Source organism: Spirosoma sordidisoli (genome assembly GCF_004138325.1).
GTDB classification, from domain to species: domain Bacteria; phylum Bacteroidota; class Bacteroidia; order Cytophagales; family Spirosomataceae; genus Spirosoma; species Spirosoma sordidisoli.
Window position 1 is genome coordinate 298,887 of record NZ_SBLB01000004.1, and the last position, 18,069, is coordinate 316,955.

Sequence of the window (18,069 nt, forward strand, 5' to 3'; positions counted from 1 at the left end):
GGGCTGGTGGCAGGTGAAGCCCCAAAATTACGAAACGTTACCCACACGGCGGCCCTCAATCTGCGCCCGTCCGGGCGGGTTTAGCCAATTCTCCCAGTGCTTATACGGCAACAGGGCCTGCCAGTAGGTAGTTTCTTCGGATGAAGTGACTACCCACCAACAGGCCCTGTCCTGCTTTTTCTTACCCGTTAGTCTGAACCTGAGCCTTATTTGCGCTGGTATCGACTCCGGTACTCGGGCCCTACGCCGAACCCGTAGCCGAGCGTGAGCGTAAACGCCGAATTGTTGATACGGGCGTTATTGTCGATCGTAATATCGCTGAGCCCGTAGGTGTAACGCGCATCGATCAGAAAGCGCTGGCGGGCGCCAAAGCCCGGAAAGTTGAGCTGAAAACCCGCTAACCCGCCCAGATCGACCGACCGGAACTGATCGCTGTTATCGACCGCCGGGAAGGCTGCGTTCTGCACCGTTTTACTGGTCTGCTCCGCGTTGAGTTTGAACCCCAGCGCCGGGCCAAAGTAAATATTGGGCCGGAAGTTGCCGTTCAGCGTCAGGAAGTAGCGCAGGGCCACCGGAATTTCGAGGTAGTTGACCCGCTGTTTATACGTCGTGGTGGTGGGGCCAACCACTGGCAGATTGATCGTTGCCGAGTAATTACCACCTTTCTGACTGTACAGGGCATCGACCGAAATCCCGAAATGATTCAGCGAGCTGTACATCAGAAAACCGCCGGCTACCAGCCCCGGCCGGAACGAAAAACCCGCTGCGTCGCCCGCAAAGGTCGAGTAGTTTACCCCCACCCGCGGACCAGCGCTGAACCGCTGCTGCGCCATCAGCGCCGACATTGCTATAAAAAAACCAACCGTTGCCAGAACGGATTGACGGACCATGAGCCGAACAGACATACCTGAATAAGTTTGGTAAAACGCCCCAAGTTAAGCCTAACGGCGATACCGGCTGCGGTATTCTGGTCCTACGCCAAATCCGTACCCCAGCGTAAGGGTAATCATAGAGTTGTTGATATTCTGTCCGTTGATGCCCCCCGGAATCGGCTGGGCCGTTACGTCGGTCAGCCCGTAGGTGTAACGCGCGTCGACCAGAAATCGCTGGCGCTCACCGAAGCCCGGCCAGTTGAGCTGAAAACCAGCCAGAAGACCCAGATCAGCCGAGTTGAACGCAGCCGAGTTGTCGTTGTTGGGCGCCGGCACCAGGTTGTTCTTCGCGTTCAGCTTGAAAGCCAGCGACGGACCGAAGAAAACGTTGGGCCGGAAGTTGCCGTTCAGCGTCAGGAAGTAGCGCAGGGCCACCGGAATTTCGAGGTAGTTGACCCGCTGGTTGTAGTTGAGCGACGAGCCATCCGGGTTGCGGAAGGCAGCGCCCCGCTGGCTGTACAAGGCATCGACCGAAATCCCGAAGTGGTTCAGCGAGCTGTACATCAAAAACGCGCCCGCCGTGAATCCGGGGTGAAACTGGTTGTCAACGACATCCTTGCCAAATTTAGACAAATTCAAGCCTACCCGCGGACCAGCACTAAACCGTTGTTGAGCCGAAGCTGCTGACAAACAGGTAGTAGCGAACAAAGCAGAGAGGACAATTGCACGTAGCGAATGTAAACGAAACATAGAATTAAAAAAATGATGAGTTCACCGCTTAACGCCCCACTGCTGGAATTGTTTTGCAAAACATGCGATCATCTTACTGAATGGCTGACTAGCGAACGGGCGGGGTTTAAGTTAATTTTGAGGAAATATTGGACTGATTTACGTTTCTCCAATCCAGGCGGCCACGGCTGGGCGTATCGACCCATCAGTCGTGATGCCGGGCGTGGCCGTCCGGTGCTCAGATTATGAACCGACCCTCCCTATACTTCCGCGACGAACACGAGCTGTTTCGGCAAAGCGTCAGACAGTTTATTGACAACGAGGTTGTTCCGCATACCGACGCCTGGGAAACGGCCCGCCGGATACCGCTGTCGATTTTCCAGCGGATGGGCCAGCTGGGCTACCTCGGTCTGCCCTTTCCCGAAGAATATGGTGGGGTAAACGCTGACTTCTGGTACTCCGTTGTTTTTCTGGAAGAGCTGGCCCGTTGCGGTATGGGCGGCTTTGCTACCGCCGTCAGCGTTCATGAGTATATGGCCATCAACCACATTGCCAGGGTGGGCAGTACCGACCTCAAACAGCGCTACCTGCAACCCGCCATCGCCGGTGAGAAAGTAGCCGCCCTAGCCATTACCGAACCCGACGCCGGTTCGGACGTATCGGCCATCCGAACTACGGCCATACGTACCGATGCAGGTGATGCCTATATCGTCAACGGCACGAAAACGTTCATCAGCAACGGCACCTACGGCGATTTTGTCACGCTGGTCGTTAAAACCGGCAGCCCGACAGAAAGGACCGGTGCCGGAACCCATCCCATCAGTCTGCTCGTCGTGGATCTCGACAGCCCCGGCATTACCCGTACCAAACTCAACAAGATCGGCTGGCACTCGTCCGACACCGCCGAGATTCGCTTCGACGATGTGCGGGTGCCGGTTGCTAACCTGATCGGGCAGGAGAACCGGGGCTTTTATTACCTCATGGAAAGCCTGCAGCTCGAACGGCTGGTAGCTGCAGTGATGGCCGTGTCAGGTGCACAGCTCGCCCTCGACTGGACGCTTCAGTACCTCAACGAGCGCGAAGCCTTCGGGAAGAAAATCGGGACCTTTCAGGCTATTCGCCACCAGATTGCCAACATAGCCACCGAGATCGAGATGGCCCGCCAGTTCGTCTACCATACCTGCTGGCTCTTCACCCAGGGCGACGTAATCGTTAAGGAATGTTCGATGGCGAAGCTGGCCACGTCCGAACTCCAGAAGCGCGTGGTCGACACCTGCCTGCAGTTTTTTGGCGGCTACGGCTACATGGAAGATTACCCCATCGCCCGCGCCTACCGCGACGTCCGGGTGGGCACCATTGCCGGCGGCTCGTCAGAGATCATGCGCGAAATCATCGCCAAAATCGTCATCGACGCCGTTGCCTACAAACCCGTCTACCAATCGAAATAATCCCGTTCGGGAGGAACGTCCGTGGGTTGGTCACCGTGGTCCGTGGGGACACGGACCACAAAAACAACACGTTCAGGCTAACGGTAAGACCATAACCGGCGGTAGCGGGCGGGCCGGGAGATGCGTCTCGACAGGAGCAGGCTTCGGCGGGGTCGTCTGCCGTCTGGGGGCCAGGAAGAAGATAAAATAGATGGCCATCGCCAGCATGAACAGAATGGCCGCGGTGGTCGTAGCGATCCAGAGCGGCCAGAGCCGTTTTTTGTTGGCCGATGCGTGGATCCGTTCGTGGAGCGCATCGCGCAGGTCGGTAAGCTGCTCGGCCGTGGTGGTGGTGGCCGTTTGCTGCATGGCCTCCAGCCCGGCCAGCGCGTCGGCGTAGAACGGATCTTCGAGTAGTAATCGCTCCACACGATGGCGGGCCGACCCACTCAGGCGTCCGGCCTGGTAGGCCCGTAACTCATCGAAAGTCAGTTGATCGTTCATGCTGATTGCTTACTTACTCATACAAATTTTCAACATTCGCCGACCATTTTGCAAATAACTCTTGACCTGTTTCAGATCGAAACCCGTTTGCTCGGCTACCTCAACGTAACTCTTCTGTTCGAGATAGAATAACGTCAGACAGGTCTGCTGCTCCATGGGCAGGGTTTTCAGACAGGACTCCATGCGGGTCAGGTCTTCTTCCAGCTCCGGGCTGGCATCCGGGAAATCGGACAGGCTGGGTTCATCCGCATCCGCATCGTCCTGGCCGGCCAGGGTCGTTTTGGGGTGCGCCTGACTCCGGCGCAGCTGCATCAGGCAGTAGTTGCGCGCCACCGTATGGAGCCAGGGTACAAACTGCTGCACATCATGCCGGAGCAGATCGGTAATCAGCTGCTCGAACAGATGCATCACCGCATCTTTGGCCTCTTCCTCGTCGCGCAGGTAGTTGTAGCAGACGGCGTAGACCAGATCCATATGCCGCTCATAGAGCTCGCCCAGAATAGCCAGATCGCCCGTGGCCCGGTAAGCCGCGATGTAGCCAGCCGGGGTATCGTACTGATCCGTCTGGGATTTGGCTTTGCGAAAACGTTTTAGAAACATGAGCGACCCGGCTACCTGACCGTATGATGCAGCCAGGGACGGAATTGCATAACAAACACGACGTATTCTTTGTGCCGGAGCCGACGGCCGGTCTAGTAGTCGACCCGCCTGCGGTTGGCTTTCAGGTCGCCCTTGTGCTTTTTCTCCGCCATTCGCTCGGCAACAGCGGCCTTCGACGGTTTCGTTTTTCGGCGGGGTTTGGGCTCTTCGAAGGCCTTTTCGATCAGCCGGTAAAACTTTTTCGTTACTTTTTCGCGGTTGGCCAGCTGCGTCCGTTCGGTTTGGTGGGTCAGTACCAGCTCACCTTCTGCCGTTAATTTCCCGGCCAGTTTGGCACTCAGTACGGCCCGCTCCTCATCTGTCAGCAGCGCCGACGTACGAACGTTGAACCGCAGTTCGGCTTTGGTAGCCACTTTGTTAACGTTCTGCCCGCCCGCTCCTCCGCTCCGGGCAAACTGATACCGCAATTCGGGCTGTAGGCGCGTTGCATTCATGATTAATAGACTCAGTAGGTAGGTTTAGTATGAAATGTACATAACCCACCGAACAATCGCCGGGACAGCGGGTTTTCCTAGTCCAAAACTAATGGATTCAACGGTATGGCACATGCACATCCATCGGCTATGATTGACGGGACGCTCCAATCGCTGCAACAGCGCGATCTGCCACCCGCCACCGGCGCCGATCTGATTAAAGACTGGATTTCGGTTCTTAAACACACGGAGGGCGCCGACGCGGCCGCCGAAACACTTACCGCGCTCTACGACGAGCTGCACAACATTACGCCCAACGCGTCCCGGATTCGGGACCTGCTGACCCGGGTGGCTCAACAGACCGAGCACCTGTCGCGCTCGGCCGCCAGCCCCTATGCGGATGCGCTCAGGCAGCTGGCCGACTCGCTCCGCTCCTTTGCTACCGACCTGCAGCAGGCGTAAGCCGCTGGTTTTCCGGCTACCGGCAACTCCTGTCGGGCACCGGGTCAGGCCAGAACCGAAAACTAAAAACCCAAGCCCAATGGCACATCACGATCAGAAAATTGCTACTATGCTCTCCGATACGCTCCATACGCTGGGCGGGGGCGCACCCGATACAACCCCCGATCAGGGCGTCAACCTGATTCAGGACTGGATTGGCATTGTTCGTTCCGACGTCAGCACCCAGTGGGTCGCTGAACCGCTCGAGAAACTCCGCGATGCCCTCAACGCCAACGACATGCGTAGCGTAGAGCGGCTCCTGCGCGATTTATCGGGTCAAACCATCGACCTGGCTAACAACGCGGCCGAAGGAGATTACAAACAGGATTTACAAAACCTCTCGACGGCGCTCAAGGATTTTGCGCAGGGTATGGCAAGCTGACGCGCTTCGTTCACCAAAATCGACACCCCATGGTACAGGAACACAGCGACAAACTGATTGACGTGACGATCGATTTCCTCGATGGCAACCTCGATACAGCGCTGCCGACCGACGGGGCCAGCCTGACCAGAGACTGGATCACGGCCCTGAAAAAGGAAGATGGGTTCGACGAGCTGATCACCGCCCTGCAGGCCCTGCAGAAGGAACTGATCAGCGGAGCCCCCCAGGCCAGCCGGGTACGTACATTGGTGAACAAACTGGGTGAGCTAACGGCCCGGGCCATTCCGGAAGCAGCCGATACCTATTATTCCGCGCTGAATGACCTCGTCAGAGCCCTGACCTCGTTTGGGCAGCGCCTGTCGACTGAACAGCCATTACCAATCAACAAACACAACTCATGATTTCTAACGACCCAAACCAGCTTTCGCTGATCGACGAAACCGTCAACGCGTTTGACAGCAGCATCAGTACCCTTGAGCCCCAGGACGGCATTGCACTCATCGACAAGTGGCTCGACCGCATCGACGAAGCCGGCGACGACGAAACCGACGAAATCGTTGACACCCTCGAAGAACTGCGGAGCGAACTCGACCCCGATCAGAACGAAGGCCAGCCCGACGGACAGGTCATCGCCGAAATTCTCGACGACCTGATTACCCAGACAAAAGGCGTTATGCAGTCGGCCCAGGCCAGCGCCGAGCAGACCGAACTCTCGCAACTGGTAGCCACCCTCGAAAACCTGCACCGGCAGATTACGGCTACCCTCTGATACCCTGTTAGTCAACAGGCTTTACTCAACAAAACCATACCCTTACATCAGTACAACTATGGCAATCGATCAGCAGACATCCAACCTGATTACGACCACCATCAATGCCTTCAACGGCGATTCAAAAGCGGTATCTCCGCTCGATGGTGTTTCACTTATTGACAGCTGGACCAGCGCCCTGCGCGACGCCGACGACAGCGCCAACCCGGTCAGCAGCAGCCTCAGCGACCTGAAAGCCGAATTGCAAAGCGGTAACCCCGACAGCGCGCAGATCCGGCAGCTGCTCAACGATTTGACCGAACAGGCACGGGCGGTAGCTAACTCGGCCGACACCGACGTAAAAACCCGGCTCAACAGCCTGATCGAAGCCCTCGAAGGGTTTGGCAACCAGCTCGGCGGCTCGGCCAATATGACCGATGCCAAAAATCAGCAGGCGCCCATGAGCAGCACCGTGGGTGGCGAATCGACCACGAGCGGATCGGGCGTTCCTCCTTCGCAGCAGAACGACAACGACTTCTCGGATCGCAACGGCGGCACGGTAGATCGCAACAGCTCGGCGATGGGTATGGACGACACGACCGGTAGCGACGGTGCCCGGATGCAGGACGGCGGCTCGTACGGATCGGGCTACGGCACCGGTTCGGATGGCGACGACTACAGCGCCAACTCCGGCACCCAGCGCTCGGGCGTTTCGGGCGGTACCGCCGACTCCGGCAGCGGATCCTCGGGCGGACGGTCACAGTACTAAACCACCTTGGCTCTTCTCTTTTTCACCCGCAGAAAGGGAAGAGCCAAAACGAAACAAACCGCTTCACAGGCGGTTTCCATAGTATACATTACTCAACGAATCATGGCAAACCAACATTCACAAACCGCCGGCTCATCGGCCGCTACCCTGCTCGACGCTACGGTGGCCGCTTTCGATCAGGGCCAGGCCGCATCGCCCCAGGAGGGCATGTCGCTGATTACCGACTGGTTCTCATCCATCAAAAATAATCACCTCACCGGCGACCTGATGGCCCCTCTCACCCAGCTCCGCGATGAACTGCAGACGGGCGCACCCGACAATCAGCGACTCACGCAGCTGCTGAACGAACTCGCCGACAAAACCGAGCAGACAGCCCCAAAAGCCGAGGGCGATATGCAATCGGGCTTGCAAACGCTGGCCACCGCCCTGCGCAACTTTGCCGGTCAGTTATCGACAACTGTGTAGACAGACTGTATCTGGTCTGGGGGGCTCATTGATAGCCCTCCGGACCACTATCATCCCTAAACAGAACACCGAATTATGGCTTCACACGCATTGGATCAGCGTCTGTTCGAACAGACGGCCAACGGCCTGGGCAGCGTCGATGCGGCCTCACCCACCGATGGGGTAAAACTTATCGACGGCTGGCTGAAAGTAATTGACGGTAACCCAAGCGCCGAAATTATTGAAGGGCGGCTCCGGGAACTTCGCGGTCAGCTGCAACTGGCGCAACCAGACACAGACCGCATCAAAGACCTGCTCATGATCATTGCCGACCATACGTCGCAGGTGGCTCAGGGTCGGAATATTCAGGAGCAGACAGCCGGTAAACTCGAAGACGTAGCCACGTCGCTGCGGCTGTTTGCCGATCAATTATAACCGCTCTCCGGTCATGTCGGCCTGCTTGATGCCCTATAGCGAAGCGAGCCGCCATGACCGGGACAGCGTATTCAAACAACAACTACTATGGGATCGAACGTACTCGAAGAGCGCATGCTCGAAGACACACTGACCACCTTTCGCGATGGCAACCAGGGCGGAGTTTCGCCTGCTCAGGGCGTCATGCTCATCGATGGCTGGTTACAGGCCCTGCAGGGCGACCCGAATCTGGGTCAACTCCAGGGCCATCTGAATGAACTGCGCACGGAACTTCAGGCTGCCCAGCCCAACAGCCAGCGGATTCGGCTGCTCATGGAAGGACTGGCCGACCAGGCTCAGCAAACCGCCGAGGGTCCCAACTCGGAAGGCACCTGGACGGGCGGACTCGAAAGCCTGTCGAAGATGCTGCGAAATTTTGGCAGCAAGCTGTAATAGCTGCCGTTTTTTTCATCAATACACTACACACGATTATGGAAGGAACTCAAACCTCACTCGAAAACCGGATGCTGGCCGACACCCTCGGCGCATTTGGAGAGGGTAGCGCTGCCGTTCTGTCGCCCGAACGCGGTACGCTGATGCTGGAAGGCTGGCTGAACGCGTTGCGGGGCGATGTCGGAACGGAGCGTATTCAGGCTGAGCTGACCGCCCTGCGCGACCAGCTGAAAATGGATACCCCCGACCCTGAATCGATCCGGCATCTGCTCCTGAGCCTCGCCAGTCATACGTCGGCCATTGCTCAGGAACCCTCGGCCACCGGAGCCACGTCGAGCCAGCTGGTACAACTCGCCAGCGCCCTGCGCAACTTCAGCAGCCAGTTTTAACCGATCTATTCATTAATTATACGTTATCACGCCAATGCTCAATCACGAAGAATCAACCGACCTCCTCGACTCGACGATGGGGGTTCTGGAAGCCGACGTCACCAACGAAACGCCCCAAAGCGGCACCGGTGTCATTGACCAGTGGCTCGAACAGCTCCGTCAGACCGACAACGCTACGGAGATAGCCGATACCCTCGAACGGGTAAAGACGCAGCTGAAAAGCGATCAGATCAACACGTCGGAGTTGAGCGGCCTGCTCCAGACGCTGGCTACCCAAACCACCGAATTCAGCACCCTGATGGGTTCGGAAGGCGACATAGCCCCCCGGCTCGAAGGACTTTCTTCCGCCCTCCGATCGCTGGCAGGTCAGATCGGCAACGAATAAATAGAAGAGAAAAAACAGTCCCCGCTGCCAGGGTCTTCGACTACTGGCAGCGGGGACCAGCTCATACCCTGTCAGTGGTCGAAGACCCTGTCAGTGGCTACAGCAGGGATGAACAAAAGAATATTATCCCTACCAGTACTGTAGAATCAGACATGTTTGCAAACCCGTTTCAGCAGAGACCCGGCTATCCCCTGTCAGTGGTCGAAGACCCTGACAGGGGATAGTAAAGCCGAAGCACTACTGCCAATAACGGGGTAAGATTCACCCCTGTCAGGGTCTTCGACCACTGACAGGGGTGGTCACGGCTCCATAGGTCGGCCACACTTTCATCAGACACTCAACGGCACTGAGCAGGCAGATGACACTGGCTGTTAAACCTGCTGCATCAAATACGTGCACATGCTGACTGTAGAAGGTCGGCTTTACCCAAATTTCCGGCCCGAGGGCTACCAGAGTAGCGCGTCCGAAGTTAACGACAAGTACGCCGACCGAAATCAGCTTTCTGTGGTTAGTGATCGAGTTTTGGCGGCTTTTGAATCGCTCGATCAGCAGGATGAACGCAGCTGCAACACCCCCACCTAAAACCAGCGCCATTAGCCCTCCCTGGATCATGGCGTACCGCCCATAGTGAGGATAGGCGGATGTCAACTGATAAAAGCAAGCCAATAGGAGCAGGCTAATCGCAAGCCTCGGGGGCTTCAGGTAAGCAAGAAATACAGCACGGGAGGTCCGCCTAGTACGGAGAAACTGGTTATGAGCATATTGCTCTTCCATATTCAGCAAACCGGTTCGACCACCAAAATCCTGGTGTACGCTGGCCAACGCCTGCTCAAAAGAACTTCCTTCTGCCAGGCGGTCAGTAATGCTGCTGATGTAATGGTCGGTCAGTTCGGCAATGAATTCTTCGTTAAGGAGCCAGTTCTCTTTACGCAGATGACGATCTATGGCATCGAGCTGTTGGGATGTACACATAACTGATCAGACGTGTTTGTAAACGTATTTCTGTTGGTATAACTGAATAAAGCTGGCGGCATAGATCAGCAGTAGCAGCGAGAGCATGGTCACTACGCTGGTGTGCGTCTGCAAAAACACCCGCGCCGACGCAGGAGAGTCACTGAAAAAGTTGGCGTTTACCATGATCTGAAACACATTGACAGGCAAAACCCCCACCCGGTATACATATTTCCAAACGATTTTGTCGACGTTCTCCCGGTGGTGGTCCCCATACCAGTACCCTCGTAAAAGAGCAGCTAACGGCACCAGCGTCACTCCAACCAAACCGATCGTCAGGGTTCGGTCGGAGAGCATGGGCACCACCAGATAGACAAGCACCCCCACCAGGGCGGTCAGTACGATGGTAGGCCAGCGGAAATAGCTTTTCAGCACACCCATATGCTGGCGCCGGATCTGCTGCCGGATGTTCCGGACAAAATCAGCCTGAATGGCCTGCAGCCCCTTCCCCGACCCAAGCTCGGCCCAGGCCCATCGGCTGGCCTCCTCGAACGAAAGACCGGTCTCCATTTTCTGCTCCGTCAGGGTGGCGTAGTGATCGAGCAGTTCGGTCAGCACGTCGTGGTAGTCGATATGCGCCAGTTCCTGCAGATCATAGCGTAATGTCTTCAGCTGGATAGTCGTAAGCGCCATTGGTTATACAGACGGTTTGAGGTTAAGCACCAGGTTCAGGTTATTCAGAAAAGCCGACAGGTCAGCTACGCGACTGGCCGCTTCGGTATGGCCGGTTTTGGTCAGTGAGTAGTATTTGCGGGCGCGGCCTTCAACAACCTGGGTTTCGGTAGTCAGTAAGCCGTCGGCTTCGAGCTTGTGCAGAGCCGGATACAGGGCGCCTTCCGTTATGGTCATCTCGCCCGCCGTCAGCTCCTTTACTTTCTGGGTAATCTCGTAGCCGTACATGCGGTCGCGATCCTCCAGCAGCCGCAGAATCATGACCGATAAGCTACCTTTAAGCAGTTGAGCGTTGTTGCTGTTGTTCATACGACAAACATACAAACGAAAATTATATACCTACAAGTCTTAGGTATAAAAATGGTAAGTGGGGTGCTACCTTTGCGGGAGCAATGAAGACCTACCTCCGCTTACTCTCGTTTGCCAGTCCGCTGGGCCGCTTTCTGACGCCGTTTGTAGCAACGTCGCTCCTGGCCAGTGTATTTGGCGTTTTGAACTTCACCTTACTGATTCCACTGCTCAGCATTCTTTTCGATAAGGTAGACCCGGCCAAGATGCAGGCCTTCCTCAGCCAGCCTGCCCCAGACCTGACCTCCGGGCCCGTCGATTTTTTCCGGTATTATTTTGCGCAGGTGTTCCGCGATTATGGGAAAGTCGGCGCGCTCCAGTTCGTATGCGCGGTTATTGTGGTCTCGGTTCTGTTCAGCAATCTGTTCAAATACCTGTCGGTGCGGCAGCTGGAATCGTTCAAAGCCCGCATGGTAGCCCGTCTGCGCGAAGCGGTCTTCAGCCGGACGCTCGGGCTGCATCTGGGATTCTTCTCGAACGAGCGGAAAGGAAATCTCATTTCGCGGACCACAACCGATGTGCAGGAGGTCGAAAACTCCATTGCCAATACCTTGTCGGCGGCTTCGAAAGAGGTGTTTCTGCTGATTGGCTACATCGTGGCGCTCCTCAGCATATCGGTTAAGCTGACGCTGTTTGCCATTATTGTCATTCCGGTATCGGGCGGCTTCATCGCTACGCTGGTTCGGCGTATGAAACGCGATGCGCAGGCCGGGCAGCAACGGCTGAGCGGGCTGGTGAGCCTGCTCGATGAAACGTTTGGCGGGATGCGCGTCGTGAAAGGGTTTGTGGCCGAAGGGTTTATCCTGGAAAAGTTCAGAGCCGAAAACGAAGGCTACCGACAGGCCGTTCGCTCGCTGGCCAACCGGCGCGAGCTGGCTTCTCCGTTTTCGGAAGTGATGGGCGTGGCGGTAGTTGCCGGGATTCTGCTCTACGGCGGTTCGCTGGTGCTGAGCGGCCAGTCTGACCTGACCGCGGCCGAGTTTATTTCCTACATCGCTATTTTCTCACAGGTGACGCGCCCGGCCAAGGACATCAGCAATGCGTTCAGCGGCTCGCAACGCGGACTGGCCTCGGGCGAACGGGTGCTGGAGCTGATCGATACGGAGCCCGCCGTTCAGGACAAACCCGGCGCCGTAACGCTCAGCGACTTCAGCGACCGGATTTCGGTACAGCAGGTATCCTTTGCCTATAACGCCGATACACAAGTATTGCGCGAGGTTAGCTTCGACCTGCCCAAAGGAAAAACCATTGCCCTGGTCGGGTCGTCGGGCGGGGGTAAATCGACCATTGCCGACCTGATTCCGCGTTTCTACGACCCCACCGCCGGCCGCATCCTGATCGACGGTGTGGATCTCCGCGACTGTACGCTGGCTTCGTTACGCGGCCAGATGGGCATCGTAACCCAGGAGAGTATTCTGTTCAACGACACGATCTTCAACAACATCGCCTTCGGCACGCCCACTACCGAAGCTGCGGTCATGGAAGCGGCCCGGATTGCCAACGCCCACGATTTCATTCTGGCGCAGCCCGACGGCTACCAGACCGTTATCGGCGACCGGGGCGGCAAACTATCGGGCGGACAGCGGCAGCGGATCAGCATTGCCCGCGCTATTCTGAAAAACCCGCCCATTCTGATTCTGGACGAAGCGACGTCGGCCCTCGATACCGAGTCGGAGAAACTGGTGCAGGAAGCCCTGACGCGCCTGATGGCCAACCGGACTACCCTCGTCATTGCGCACCGGCTCAGCACCATTCAGCATGCCGACGAGATTCTGGTCGTTAACCAGGGGCGTATCGTTGAACGCGGGCGCCATACCGAGCTGCTGAGCCTCGACGAAGGATTTTACCGGAAACTCAGCACCATGCAGAGCGTTTAGCCGCGGGCGGGCTTTTGATCGAAAACCGTATCCTAGAGAATACCGAGTTCGGCCAGAATGCGCTCCGTAACCCGCCGGCGACCCGCCAGAAAGGTATCGGGCACCGGCTGGGGGCTTTCGATATTGGTAGCGAAGAAATAAACGTCGTCGCCCTTCTCGACGTAGCCAACGAACCAGCCAATGTCGGGTCCGTCCATCTCGATACCGTCCATGGTCGAAGCCCAGCCCGTTTTGCCATACAGCCGGTGGGTGGGTTGATCGTCCAGCAGCATCACCTTTTTCAGCGTTGCCAGATGGGGTTTCGAGAAGGGCACCTGCCCCGTATAGATACGGCGGAGAAAATCGACCTCTTCTTTGGGGCTAATCCGCGATTTTCCGCGTAGCCAGAACGTGTCGAGGCTGCCAGCCTGAATGTCCATACGGCCGTAGTCGGCTTTTTTCACGAACGACCGCATACGCTGCACCCCGATCTGGCGGGCCAGCGCCTGATAACACGGTACGCAGGATACCTGAAAAGCCTCACGGAGGGTCATGTCCTTATTCAGCACCTCCCGTTCACGCCGGACCCCATCCCACTTCATGATCGTCGCGTCATCGGTAAGCAGCCCGGTTTCGAGTCCGATCAGGGTGTTGATGATCTTGTAGGTCGACGCAGGCAGGAACCCCTGCCGACTGCGCGCGTACCGATAAGCCGTGTATCTGTCTTTTTTCAGATCGTACAGCAGAAACGAGCCGTTTAGCTTTTCGGCCTCGAAAAAACGGCCCAGGTCGGGCCGGTCGATAACGGGTGCGGGAGGCCGGTAGGCACCGGAAACGACCAGGGCCATCAACAGAAAGCGGGTAAGCATGGGCAGGTGGGTGAACGAGCAGACGATCAACTGTAAATAAAGCAAATTAGTCCTTACCACGAGCTTACCCTACCGTCGTTTCTCGGGCTATTTCGGAACACGCCCCGGTCGCAGACGACCTCCCGATAGCCTTCGAATTTGGGCTACGTATATAGGTTACAGACCGTACGTAAAATGACCCGCCAGTGAGCATTCGGTCCGGCTGCTACCGCTTACTCAATAAAATAAGTAAGTCTACATATTTTATAGATCATGCAAAACTGTTTGTCGCCGATCCAGTAATACTGTTGCTTTTCCGATGGGCGGAAAGCTTACTCAACATAACTGGTTCCACTAATGGAAAAATTGTCTCAGACACCGGCCGAGAGGCCATTATCGGTGTTGCCAATTCTCCCTGTATTCTCAGGACGGCGGATGTTTATGCGGTACGTGGGTGTTGCCACGGCAACGGGTGTTGTCATGAGCGCCTGCACCAACACCATTGTTGACCCGCTGGCCGGGCCGGGCGGTGGGTCAACGGCAGGCGCCCGGGCGGGTGACCTGATCGAGCTGGGCTCGGGCGATATCGGCATCCTGAACTATGCCTACGCGCTGGAACAGGCCGAACTGCGTTTTCTGGAGCTGGTCAACGACCGGCCCTATGCGGGCATCAGCCAGAAAGAGCGGCAGGTTTTCCTCGACCTGCGCAATCAGGAAATCACCCACCGCGAGTTTTTCAAGCAGGTACTGGGCAGCTACGCCATCCCTACCCTGACGCTCGATTACAGCAGTGTTGATTTCAACAGTCGCCGGAGTGTGCTGGAGACCGCCAAAAGTTTTGCCGACCTGGCAACGGCGGCCTATAACGGGGCGGGTCAGCTGCTGACGAGTGCTACCAACCTGACCATTAGCGGCAACATTGTATCGGTAGAAGCCCGGCACGCATCCATTATCCGCGAGCTGATCAGTCCGGGTAGCGCCGACTTTGCGGGCGACGACGTTATCGATCCGGTTTCGGGTCTGGAGCGGGCCCTGCTTCCCGAGCAGGTTGTACCGCAGGCATCGCGGTTTATCAAAGAAGTACTCAACACCAGCACCCTGCCAAAACCAATGGCATAAGCCGACCTGACTGTCATGAATTTACAGAATATTATCTCCGAAATAGAAAAAGTTGACGGCGAGGTAGTTGACCGTCTGGCGCACGTATCGCGTCGCAGCATGTTTAACATGATCGGCCGGAAAGCCGCTGCCGTGGCGGCCCCAACGGTGCTGGCTTCTGCCCTGAACAAAGCCTACGGGCAGGCCGCCGGGCTCAACCCCGACATCATCGACGTACTCAATTTTGCCCTCACGCTCGAATACCTGGAGGCTGAGTTCTACAACGTTGGTCTGGACATGCCCGGTCTGATCACAGACAGTGCCGCCCGCATTGCCTTCACGCAGATCCGGAAGCACGAGAACGCACACGTGGCCGTCCTGAAATCGGTACTCGGCAGCGCGGCCATCGCCAAACCCGCTTTTGACTTTACAGCCAAAGGCATGTTCCCGGATATCTTCAAAAACTACCAGACTTACCTGACCGTATCGCAGGCGTTTGAAGATACCGGCGTTCGGGCTTATAAAGGCCAGGCCCCCCGGCTCATGAGCAACGACGCGATCCTGACGGCAGCCCTGCAGATTCACTCGGTCGAAGCGCGGCACGCGGCCAAGGTTCGGGATCTGCGCGGTCAGAAAGGATGGATTACGGGCAACCAGAGCCCAGGTATCCCGCCCCAGGTTTACGCCGGCGACGAAGCCGTTAAACACCTCGAAATATCGGCGCTGCTACCCGGTGTTCCCTACGAGAACGCGACCGAAGCCTGGGACGAAATCCTGACAAAAGAAGAAATCCTGGCCATTGTGAAGCCATTCCTGGCTTAACCGGCGTCTCATAGAAAAAGGCGTTTTACCCGATCGATCAGTCACCACTCGTGCTGCCCGGTTCGGTAAAACGCCTTTTTCGTGTGTGAACAGCCTCAGGGCATGGCTTTGATTTGCTCCATCTCGGCTTTGGCTTTGGCGGTCATTTGTTCGGCATAGGTCCGCAGGGTGCTGTTGCGGCCATATTGCAGATAGGTCGTTGCCAGATCGATGGCGTCCTGCCGCTGGTCGAGCAGCAGCACTTTGAAATTCTTATCGATATCGCTCGTCAGCTTGTCGCTCGATCCGGTCTGCTGCAGCTTCAGGTTCATCGCTTCGATATTGCGGCTCTGCTGCTGCGTAAATGTCTGGTTCGGGCGCGACGGCTTCAGCTGTTTCACCGTGGCGTCGATGGTGTTCATATCCGACTGGGCCGCCGTCAGCAGCGACTGGGCCATTGTTTTCAGCGCCGAATCTTTACCGTTCGCAATCTCCTGCTTCAGCAGGTCCTGCACGCCCTGGTTATGCACCTTGGCCTGGAAAGCATAGTCAAAATCAGGGTCGCCGGTGGCCTGTAGCTTTTTTAGTTTCGCCACCATCTGCTGCATGGGCTGAAGCAGCGTTGCTTTGGCGGGCTCAGGCTGGCTCGCAGCCCGGGCAGCGCCGGTAGACGAAACGGGTTTGGCCTGCGCGCAGGCAGCCAGTGACCCGAGCGATAGGGCGCCAACAAACAGAAGAGCGGCCTGATGGCGGATAGTTTTTTGTACGGTTTTCATAGGAAAAAGCGACGTTGTCAATTTCTCAATACACTAATGAGACCATAAAAAAGCGCAAAGGTTTATCGGGAAACAAAATTGCTGTAACAAACTGTCCCGTTGGCGCTTACTGACTCGCCCTGCCGGCGGAAGCTACCTACTATATAGAGGGGCGCTCCTGCCCGCGACGGCTCATCAGCCAATCGATCCCAGACAGGAACGCCCCTCTCCCCCACGGCACCCGGGCGCGACGGATCGCCACCGCTGCCCTTGGCATTACTTACAACCGTACGATCTCAGCCCCGATGGCGTTGAGCCGGGTGTCGATGTGCTGATACCCGCGATCAATCTGCTCGATGTTGTCGATGATACTGGTTCCCTGGGCCGACAGAGCCGCAATGAGTAAAGCCACCCCGGCCCGGATATCGGGCGATGACATGCGGATGCCTTTCAGCGGCAACTGGCGGTTCAGCCCCACTACAGTAGCCCGGTGTGGATCGCAGAGAATAATCTGCGCGCCCATGTCGATCAGCTTGTCGACGAAGAACAGCCGGCTTTCAAACATTTTCTGGTGGATGAGCAGCGTCCCCTGCGCCTGTACGGCCGTTACGAGCACGATGCTGAGCAGATCGGGCGTAAAACCGGGCCAGGGGGCGTCGGCTACGGTCATCATGCCGCCATCCAGAAAACTTTCGATCTGATAGCGTTCCTGCGCCGGAATAAAGATATCGTCGCCCCGAAACTCCATCTGGATACCGAGCCGCCGGAACGTATCGGGAATAATACCCAGCTGCGGAATCTGACAGTTTTTGATGGTAATTTCAGACTGGGTCATAGCCGCCATCCCGATAAACGAGCCAATCTCGATCATGTCGGGCAGCATGGTATGCTCGGTACCATGCAGTTCCGATACGCCCTCAACGGTCAGCAGGTTCGAGCCAACGCCGGTGATTTTGGCGCCCATCGAGTTCAGCATCTTGCTGAGCTGCTGCAGATATGGCTCGCAGGCCGCGTTGTAGATCGTTGTGATGCCTTCGGCCATAACAGCCGCCATCAGCACATTGGCCGTGCCGGTTACCGAGGCTTCGTCCAGCAGCATATAGGTGCCGCGCAGGTTGCTGGCATCTACCCGGTAATAGCCGCCGTCGTTGGCATCGTAATTGAACTGAGCCCCCAGTTTTTCAAAGCCCAGGAAGTGGGTGTCGAGCCGCCGACGACCGATTTTATCCCCACCAGGACGAGGAATACGGCCTTTCTTGAACCGGGCCAGCATCGGACCGAGCAGCATGACCGATCCCCGCAGCGCGGCTGCTTTGCGTTTGTATTGCTCGGTCTCCAGGTAATCCAGGTTTACATCACTGGCCTGGAACCGGTACGACCCTTCGCCCAGGCTGGTTACCGATACGCCCAGATCGCCCAGCAGCTCGATCAGCTGGTTCACATCGCGGATGCCCGGAATATTATGAATAGTTACCGCTTCTTTGGTCAACAGCACAGCGCAAAGAATCTGCAGGGCTTCATTTTTGGCCCCCTGGGGAACGAGTTCGCCGTTGAGCCGACGCCCACCGGTAATTTGAAAAGATGCCATTA

The 18,069-nt window shown here is 56.9% G+C and carries 25 protein-coding genes; 14 read left to right on the top strand and 11 right to left on the bottom strand.

Going from position 1 to position 18,069, the window contains the following annotated elements; all coding sequences use genetic code 11:
• Nucleotides 1-206: 206 nt before the first annotated feature.
• Together EQG79_RS16120 and EQG79_RS16125 are read right to left on the bottom strand one after the other, a co-directional pair.
• The gene (locus EQG79_RS16120; protein WP_129602567.1) at nucleotides 207-905 is read right to left on the bottom strand and encodes a porin family protein; all 699 of its coding nucleotides are present in this window, start codon (nucleotides 903-905) and stop codon (nucleotides 207-209) included.
• Between the two features lie 36 nt (nucleotides 906-941).
• Entirely contained in the window at nucleotides 942-1,622 is a 681-nt protein-coding gene (locus tag EQG79_RS16125; RefSeq protein ID WP_077923267.1) for a porin family protein, read from the bottom strand.
• Nucleotides 1,623-1,846: 224 nt separating this feature from the next.
• Between EQG79_RS16125 and EQG79_RS16130 the strand changes: the two genes are divergently transcribed.
• Nucleotides 1,847-3,049 carry an acyl-CoA dehydrogenase family protein gene (locus EQG79_RS16130; RefSeq protein WP_129602569.1) on the top strand — a complete coding sequence of 401 codons (1,203 nt, stop codon included), beginning with the start codon at nucleotides 1,847-1,849 and terminating at the stop codon, nucleotides 3,047-3,049.
• Between the two features lie 72 nt (nucleotides 3,050-3,121).
• Here the strand turns inward: EQG79_RS16130 and EQG79_RS16135 are convergent, their stop codons facing one another.
• The 3 genes from EQG79_RS16135 to arfB all read right to left on the bottom strand — a co-directional run bounded on the left by EQG79_RS16135 (nucleotide 3,122) and on the right by arfB (nucleotide 4,626).
• Complete coding sequence (locus EQG79_RS16135; protein WP_077923269.1) at nucleotides 3,122-3,532, bottom strand: hypothetical protein; 411 nt, start codon at nucleotides 3,530-3,532, stop codon at nucleotides 3,122-3,124.
• A 9-nt stretch (nucleotides 3,533-3,541) separates the two neighbouring features.
• Entirely contained in the window at nucleotides 3,542-4,132 is a 591-nt protein-coding gene (locus EQG79_RS16140) for an RNA polymerase sigma factor (protein WP_077923270.1), read from the bottom strand.
• Between the two features lie 92 nt (nucleotides 4,133-4,224).
• Nucleotides 4,225-4,626: an alternative ribosome rescue aminoacyl-tRNA hydrolase ArfB gene (gene arfB, locus EQG79_RS16145; RefSeq protein WP_129602571.1), complete on the bottom strand. Its 402-nt coding sequence runs from the start codon at nucleotides 4,624-4,626 to the stop codon at nucleotides 4,225-4,227.
• A gap of 105 nt (nucleotides 4,627-4,731) precedes the next feature.
• On the opposite strand from arfB, the gene EQG79_RS16150 reads away from it, so the two are divergent.
• The 10 genes from EQG79_RS16150 (at nucleotide 4,732) to EQG79_RS16195 (ending at nucleotide 9,090) form a co-directional block, all read left to right on the top strand.
• Complete coding sequence (locus tag EQG79_RS16150; protein WP_129602573.1) at nucleotides 4,732-5,067, top strand: hypothetical protein; 336 nt, start codon at nucleotides 4,732-4,734, stop codon at nucleotides 5,065-5,067.
• Nucleotides 5,068-5,146: 79 nt separating this feature from the next.
• On the top strand, nucleotides 5,147-5,488 hold the full coding sequence (locus tag EQG79_RS16155) for a glycoside hydrolase family 95 protein (RefSeq protein ID WP_129602575.1): 342 nt from the start codon (nucleotides 5,147-5,149) through the stop codon (nucleotides 5,486-5,488).
• A gap of 29 nt (nucleotides 5,489-5,517) precedes the next feature.
• The gene (locus EQG79_RS16160; RefSeq protein ID WP_129602577.1) at nucleotides 5,518-5,889 is read left to right on the top strand and encodes a hypothetical protein; all 372 of its coding nucleotides are present in this window, start codon (nucleotides 5,518-5,520) and stop codon (nucleotides 5,887-5,889) included.
• On the top strand, nucleotides 5,886-6,257 hold the full coding sequence (locus EQG79_RS16165; RefSeq protein WP_129602579.1) for a hypothetical protein: 372 nt from the start codon (nucleotides 5,886-5,888) through the stop codon (nucleotides 6,255-6,257). The genes EQG79_RS16160 and EQG79_RS16165 overlap by 4 nt, the downstream gene beginning before the upstream one ends.
• Nucleotides 6,258-6,315: 58 nt before the next feature.
• Nucleotides 6,316-7,005 (top strand): hypothetical protein, encoded by a 690-nt coding sequence (locus tag EQG79_RS16170; protein WP_129602580.1) that lies wholly within the window; start codon nucleotides 6,316-6,318, stop codon nucleotides 7,003-7,005.
• A 102-nt stretch (nucleotides 7,006-7,107) separates the two neighbouring features.
• A complete protein-coding gene (locus tag EQG79_RS16175) occupies nucleotides 7,108-7,470 on the top strand; it encodes a hypothetical protein (protein ID WP_165358914.1) in 363 nt (120 codons plus the stop codon).
• A gap of 75 nt (nucleotides 7,471-7,545) precedes the next feature.
• Nucleotides 7,546-7,884 carry a hypothetical protein gene (locus EQG79_RS16180; RefSeq protein WP_129602583.1) on the top strand — a complete coding sequence of 113 codons (339 nt, stop codon included), beginning with the start codon at nucleotides 7,546-7,548 and terminating at the stop codon, nucleotides 7,882-7,884.
• Nucleotides 7,885-7,971: 87 nt separating this feature from the next.
• Nucleotides 7,972-8,316, top strand: coding sequence for a hypothetical protein (locus EQG79_RS16185; protein WP_129602585.1), 345 nt, complete (start codon nucleotides 7,972-7,974; stop codon nucleotides 8,314-8,316).
• A gap of 38 nt (nucleotides 8,317-8,354) precedes the next feature.
• Entirely contained in the window at nucleotides 8,355-8,705 is a 351-nt protein-coding gene (locus tag EQG79_RS16190; RefSeq protein WP_129602587.1) for a hypothetical protein, read from the top strand.
• Nucleotides 8,706-8,739: 34 nt separating this feature from the next.
• On the top strand, nucleotides 8,740-9,090 hold the full coding sequence (locus tag EQG79_RS16195) for a hypothetical protein (protein ID WP_077923281.1): 351 nt from the start codon (nucleotides 8,740-8,742) through the stop codon (nucleotides 9,088-9,090).
• A 270-nt stretch (nucleotides 9,091-9,360) separates the two neighbouring features.
• On the opposite strand, the gene EQG79_RS16200 is transcribed toward EQG79_RS16195, so the two are convergent.
• The 3 genes from EQG79_RS16200 to EQG79_RS16210 are packed head-to-tail and all read right to left on the bottom strand — an operon-like array spanning nucleotide 9,361 to nucleotide 11,082.
• Nucleotides 9,361-10,062 carry a hypothetical protein gene (locus EQG79_RS16200; protein ID WP_129602589.1) on the bottom strand — a complete coding sequence of 234 codons (702 nt, stop codon included), beginning with the start codon at nucleotides 10,060-10,062 and terminating at the stop codon, nucleotides 9,361-9,363.
• 6 nt (nucleotides 10,063-10,068) lie between these two features.
• Nucleotides 10,069-10,734 carry a hypothetical protein gene (locus tag EQG79_RS16205; protein ID WP_129602591.1) on the bottom strand — a complete coding sequence of 222 codons (666 nt, stop codon included), beginning with the start codon at nucleotides 10,732-10,734 and terminating at the stop codon, nucleotides 10,069-10,071.
• Between the two features lie 3 nt (nucleotides 10,735-10,737).
• Nucleotides 10,738-11,082 carry a PadR family transcriptional regulator gene (locus tag EQG79_RS16210; protein WP_077923283.1) on the bottom strand — a complete coding sequence of 115 codons (345 nt, stop codon included), beginning with the start codon at nucleotides 11,080-11,082 and terminating at the stop codon, nucleotides 10,738-10,740.
• A gap of 83 nt (nucleotides 11,083-11,165) precedes the next feature.
• Between EQG79_RS16210 and EQG79_RS16215 the strand changes: the two genes are divergently transcribed.
• Complete coding sequence (locus tag EQG79_RS16215) at nucleotides 11,166-12,998, top strand: ABC transporter ATP-binding protein (RefSeq protein WP_077923284.1); 1,833 nt, start codon at nucleotides 11,166-11,168, stop codon at nucleotides 12,996-12,998.
• A gap of 32 nt (nucleotides 12,999-13,030) precedes the next feature.
• Here EQG79_RS16215 and blaOXA read toward each other — a convergent pair whose 3' ends face one another.
• Complete coding sequence (gene blaOXA, locus EQG79_RS16220) at nucleotides 13,031-13,846, bottom strand: class D beta-lactamase (protein ID WP_129602593.1); 816 nt, start codon at nucleotides 13,844-13,846, stop codon at nucleotides 13,031-13,033.
• Between the two features lie 336 nt (nucleotides 13,847-14,182).
• Here blaOXA and EQG79_RS16225 point away from each other — a divergent pair, with 336 nt between their 5' ends.
• Both EQG79_RS16225 and EQG79_RS16230 read left to right on the top strand, forming a co-directional pair.
• Nucleotides 14,183-14,944, top strand: a complete 762-nt coding sequence (locus tag EQG79_RS16225; protein ID WP_077923286.1) for a ferritin-like domain-containing protein — start codon at nucleotides 14,183-14,185, stop codon at nucleotides 14,942-14,944.
• Nucleotides 14,945-14,959: 15 nt separating this feature from the next.
• Nucleotides 14,960-15,745, top strand: a complete 786-nt coding sequence (locus EQG79_RS16230) for a ferritin-like domain-containing protein (protein WP_077923287.1) — start codon at nucleotides 14,960-14,962, stop codon at nucleotides 15,743-15,745.
• A 95-nt stretch (nucleotides 15,746-15,840) separates the two neighbouring features.
• Here the strand turns inward: EQG79_RS16230 and EQG79_RS16235 are convergent, their stop codons facing one another.
• The gene (locus EQG79_RS16235) at nucleotides 15,841-16,500 is read right to left on the bottom strand and encodes a DUF305 domain-containing protein (RefSeq protein WP_077923288.1); all 660 of its coding nucleotides are present in this window, start codon (nucleotides 16,498-16,500) and stop codon (nucleotides 15,841-15,843) included.
• A gap of 259 nt (nucleotides 16,501-16,759) precedes the next feature.
• Nucleotides 16,760-18,067 (bottom strand): UDP-N-acetylglucosamine 1-carboxyvinyltransferase, encoded by a 1,308-nt coding sequence (gene murA, locus EQG79_RS16240; protein WP_077923289.1) that lies wholly within the window; start codon nucleotides 18,065-18,067, stop codon nucleotides 16,760-16,762.
• Nucleotides 18,068-18,069 lie beyond the last annotated feature (2 nt).

Coding starts and splice junctions, on each gene's coding strand:
- EQG79_RS16120 (WP_129602567.1), bottom strand. CDS start 905: ATGTCTGTTCGGCTCATGGTCCGTCAATCCGTTCTGGCAACGGTTGGT.
- EQG79_RS16125 (WP_077923267.1), bottom strand. CDS start 1,622: ATGTTTCGTTTACATTCGCTACGTGCAATTGTCCTCTCTGCTTTGTTC.
- EQG79_RS16130 (WP_129602569.1), top strand. CDS start 1,847: ATGAACCGACCCTCCCTATACTTCCGCGACGAACACGAGCTGTTTCGG.
- EQG79_RS16135 (WP_077923269.1), bottom strand. CDS start 3,532: ATGAACGATCAACTGACTTTCGATGAGTTACGGGCCTACCAGGCCGGA.
- EQG79_RS16140 (WP_077923270.1), bottom strand. CDS start 4,132: ATGTTTCTAAAACGTTTTCGCAAAGCCAAATCCCAGACGGATCAGTAC.
- arfB (WP_129602571.1), bottom strand. CDS start 4,626: ATGAATGCAACGCGCCTACAGCCCGAATTGCGGTATCAGTTTGCCCGG.
- EQG79_RS16150 (WP_129602573.1), top strand. CDS start 4,732: ATGGCACATGCACATCCATCGGCTATGATTGACGGGACGCTCCAATCG.
- EQG79_RS16155 (WP_129602575.1), top strand. CDS start 5,147: ATGGCACATCACGATCAGAAAATTGCTACTATGCTCTCCGATACGCTC.
- EQG79_RS16160 (WP_129602577.1), top strand. CDS start 5,518: ATGGTACAGGAACACAGCGACAAACTGATTGACGTGACGATCGATTTC.
- EQG79_RS16165 (WP_129602579.1), top strand. CDS start 5,886: ATGATTTCTAACGACCCAAACCAGCTTTCGCTGATCGACGAAACCGTC.
- EQG79_RS16170 (WP_129602580.1), top strand. CDS start 6,316: ATGGCAATCGATCAGCAGACATCCAACCTGATTACGACCACCATCAAT.
- EQG79_RS16175 (WP_165358914.1), top strand. CDS start 7,108: ATGGCAAACCAACATTCACAAACCGCCGGCTCATCGGCCGCTACCCTG.
- EQG79_RS16180 (WP_129602583.1), top strand. CDS start 7,546: ATGGCTTCACACGCATTGGATCAGCGTCTGTTCGAACAGACGGCCAAC.
- EQG79_RS16185 (WP_129602585.1), top strand. CDS start 7,972: ATGGGATCGAACGTACTCGAAGAGCGCATGCTCGAAGACACACTGACC.
- EQG79_RS16190 (WP_129602587.1), top strand. CDS start 8,355: ATGGAAGGAACTCAAACCTCACTCGAAAACCGGATGCTGGCCGACACC.
- EQG79_RS16195 (WP_077923281.1), top strand. CDS start 8,740: ATGCTCAATCACGAAGAATCAACCGACCTCCTCGACTCGACGATGGGG.
- EQG79_RS16200 (WP_129602589.1), bottom strand. CDS start 10,062: ATGTGTACATCCCAACAGCTCGATGCCATAGATCGTCATCTGCGTAAA.
- EQG79_RS16205 (WP_129602591.1), bottom strand. CDS start 10,734: ATGGCGCTTACGACTATCCAGCTGAAGACATTACGCTATGATCTGCAG.
- EQG79_RS16210 (WP_077923283.1), bottom strand. CDS start 11,082: ATGAACAACAGCAACAACGCTCAACTGCTTAAAGGTAGCTTATCGGTC.
- EQG79_RS16215 (WP_077923284.1), top strand. CDS start 11,166: ATGAAGACCTACCTCCGCTTACTCTCGTTTGCCAGTCCGCTGGGCCGC.
- blaOXA (WP_129602593.1), bottom strand. CDS start 13,846: ATGCTTACCCGCTTTCTGTTGATGGCCCTGGTCGTTTCCGGTGCCTAC.
- EQG79_RS16225 (WP_077923286.1), top strand. CDS start 14,183: ATGGAAAAATTGTCTCAGACACCGGCCGAGAGGCCATTATCGGTGTTG.
- EQG79_RS16230 (WP_077923287.1), top strand. CDS start 14,960: ATGAATTTACAGAATATTATCTCCGAAATAGAAAAAGTTGACGGCGAG.
- EQG79_RS16235 (WP_077923288.1), bottom strand. CDS start 16,500: ATGAAAACCGTACAAAAAACTATCCGCCATCAGGCCGCTCTTCTGTTT.
- murA (WP_077923289.1), bottom strand. CDS start 18,067: ATGGCATCTTTTCAAATTACCGGTGGGCGTCGGCTCAACGGCGAACTC.